Origin of the sequence: Streptomyces pseudovenezuelae (assembly GCF_029892565.1) — a bacterium.
GTDB lineage: Bacteria > Actinomycetota > Actinomycetes > Streptomycetales > Streptomycetaceae > Streptomyces > Streptomyces pseudovenezuelae_A.
This window is the reverse complement of sequence record NZ_JARXVH010000078.1, coordinates 1-1,468: the sequence shown is the minus strand read 5'-3', so window position 1 is coordinate 1,468 and position 1,468 is coordinate 1. Positions and strand designations below refer to the sequence as shown.

The 1,468-nt window shown below is 68.9% G+C and carries 1 protein-coding gene; it reads left to right on the top strand.

What is annotated here, in order from left to right; all coding sequences use genetic code 11:
* Positions 1-53 precede the first annotated feature (53 nt).
* Positions 54-1,468 (top strand): IS4 family transposase (locus M2283_RS51515; protein WP_280883567.1); only part of this gene is annotated, 1,415 nt, incomplete at its 3' end.

Here is a 1,468-nt window from a genome sequence, read left to right as displayed (position 1 = left end):
CCTCTGATAGGCAGGAGTGATCCGCCAAGGTCAATCCGAGCGCCGAGGTCCTGTTGCTCCAGCCTGCCACCAGCACTCTCACGCGAACCCTGACCGTCGCCCAGGGCATCTTCGCTCCCGGCCATCTGGGCGAGTTGACCAAGTACCTTCCCTTCGAGCTGGTCGACGCCGTGCTGGCCGAGACCGGGGCCGTCCAGCGCCGGTTACGGGTCCTGCCGTCCCGGGTGGGCGTGTATTTTCTGCTCGCGCTCGGCCTGTTCCCACATCTTGGCTACGCGAAGGTCTGGGACAAGCTCGTCGCCGGTCTGGCCGGACTGCCAGTCGCGGTCCCCTCGGAAAAGGCGCTGCGTGACCTGCGGCGTCGTCTGGGACCTGTTCCGCTGAAGTCACTGTTCGAGGTGTTGGCCGGGCCTCTGGCACAGCCACGTACGCCCGGAGCACGCTACCGGCACTGGCGCACCGTGGCCTTCGACGGCTGCAGCTCGATCAAAGTGCCCGACGCGGAACGCAACCGCGGATGGTTCGGCCGCGCCAGGGTCCGCCTGGGCTGGGCGGGCTATCCCACGCTGCGGCTGATGGCGCTGGTGGAGACAGGCAGCCGCGGCCTGCTCGGAGCAGCATTCGGCCCCACGTCCCATGGAGAGGCCCACTATGCGCGGCAGTTGATGCACCTGCTCGGCCCGCAGTCGCTGGTGTTGGCCGACCGCGGCTTCGACAACGGCAAGCTGCTGGCCGAGTTCGCCGGCACCGGTGCCCAGTTCCTGGTCCGCCTCACCTCCAAGCGCCGCCTGCCCACCACCCACCGGTTGCCCGACGGCTCCTACCTGTCCCGCATCTGCTCGGTGCAGGTAAGGATCATCGAGGCCGACATCACCGCGACCTGCACCGACGGCACCCGCCTGCACGACGGATACCGGCTGGTGACCACCCTGCTGGACCCCGACCAAGACCCCTCCGACACCCTTGTCCGCCTCTATCACGAACGCTGGGAGATCGAATCCGCCTACTACGCCCTGCGTCACACCCTGATGCAAGGCCGGGTGCTGCGCTCCACCGACCCGAGGGGCGTCGAACAGGAACTGTGGGCCCAGCTCACCCTCTACCAACTCCTGCGCACCGCCATGGTCGACGCCGTCGAGTCCGTGCCCGGCACCGACTTGGACCGGGCCAGCTTCACCATCGCTCTCGAAGCCGCCCGCGACCAGGTCGTGGCCGCCCACGGCGTCCTCGACGAGGAAGCCGGTCTCGTCGGCCGGATCGGCCAGGCCGTCCTGGCCCACCTCCTGCCCGCCCGCCGCCCGCGAATCAGCTCCCGCAAGGTCAAATCTCCCATCCCGCGCTACGCCAGGACCGACGACAGACGCCCCCTGAACAGCACGAAGATCGCCTCCATCACCATCAGCGTCCACGCCGCCCAACCGACCACGCCCGCTTTCGTCTCCCGCCGCCACCCCTTCCCACCCCCGGC